Source organism: Olleya sp. Ti.3.14, from assembly GCF_038154885.1.
Lineage (GTDB): Bacteria > Bacteroidota > Bacteroidia > Flavobacteriales > Flavobacteriaceae > Olleya.
The window spans coordinates 1-355 of sequence record NZ_JBAKAO010000040.1 but is presented as its reverse complement, the minus strand read 5'-3'; the positions used below and the strand labels follow the sequence as shown (position 1 = coordinate 355).

General features: G+C 30.7%; 1 pseudogene. It reads left to right on the top strand.

Annotation, left to right across the window (positions count from 1 at the left end):
• Positions 1-189 precede the first annotated feature (189 nt).
• Positions 190-355, top strand: a pseudogene (locus V6251_RS15190) (Na(+)-translocating NADH-quinone reductase subunit F); the annotation flags it as partial.

Below are 355 nucleotides of genomic sequence, written 5' to 3'. Positions count from 1 at the left end.
GCCTGCACAAAGTGTTCATTTAGTAGAAAACCTTGATGATGCTTCAATGTCTCCTTGGTATAACTTAAAAATGGATACTGTAATTCCAGTTTCAAATTTTACATTCTACAGCTCTAAATTTGCAAGATTTAAGTAATTTGTTAGTCGGCTTTTTTTTCGCGAAAGCGAAATAAACTTTATTTTTGTAATATGAAAGCACTATCAAAACAAGAGTTACATAATCTAGCCATGAATCATGTAGGTAAAGACCTAGAGAAACGTGGTTTTGAGTTTATAGCAATTAATAGTCAACTTAAAAGTAATCCGCAATTTGTAGTTATGGATGAAAATAAACAATACTTTTTTGTGGTTGTTC